This window comes from Brevibacterium metallidurans (assembly GCF_037101285.1).
Lineage (GTDB): Bacteria > Actinomycetota > Actinomycetes > Actinomycetales > Brevibacteriaceae > Brevibacterium > Brevibacterium metallidurans.
Genome location: NZ_BAAAAF010000053.1, coordinates 1 through 739, shown reverse-complemented (window position 1 = coordinate 739; position 739 = coordinate 1). Strand labels below are relative to the sequence as shown.

The 739-nt window shown below is 51.8% G+C and carries 1 rRNA gene; it reads left to right on the top strand.

From position 1 onward, the window contains the following. Positions 1-739, top strand: a 23S ribosomal RNA gene (locus tag AACX88_RS17470); the annotation flags it as partial.

The following is a 739-nucleotide window of genomic DNA, read 5'->3' as shown; positions in this document are numbered from 1 at the left end:
GCGTACACGGTGGATGCCCTGGCAGTCAGAGGCGATGAAGGACGTGCTAATCTGCGAAAAGCGTCGGTAAGGTGATATGAACCGTTATAGCCGGCGATGTCCGAATGGGGAAACCCAGTGCAATTCGTTGCACTATCGTTAACTGAATACATAGGTTAACGAGGCGAACCGGGGGAACTGAAACATCTAAGTACCCCGAGGAAAAGAAATCAACCGAGATTCCCCCAGTAGCGGCGAGCGAACGGGGAGCAGCCCAGAGTCTGAATCAGCTTGTGTGTTAGTGGAACGGTCTGGAAAGTCCGACGGTACAGGGTGATAGTCCCGTACACCAAAATGCACAGGTTGTGAACTCGAAGAGTAGGGCGGGACACGTGGTATCCTGTCTGAATATGGGGGGACCATCCTCCAAGGCTAAATACTCCTGACTGACCGATAGTGAACCAGTACCGTGAGGGAAAGGCGAAAAGAACCCCGGCGAGGGGAGTGAAAAAGAACCTGAAACCGTGTACGTACAAGCAGTGGGAGCACCCTTGTGGTGTGACTGCGTACCTTTTGTATAATGGGTCAGCGACTTATATTCTGTAGCAAGGTTAACCGTATAGGGGAGCCGCAGGGAAACCGAGTCTTAACTGGGCGTTAAGTTGCAGGGTATAGACCCGAAACCCGGTGATCTAGCCATGGGCAGGTTGAAGGTTGGGTAACACTAACTGGAGGACCGAACCGACTAATGTTGAAAAAT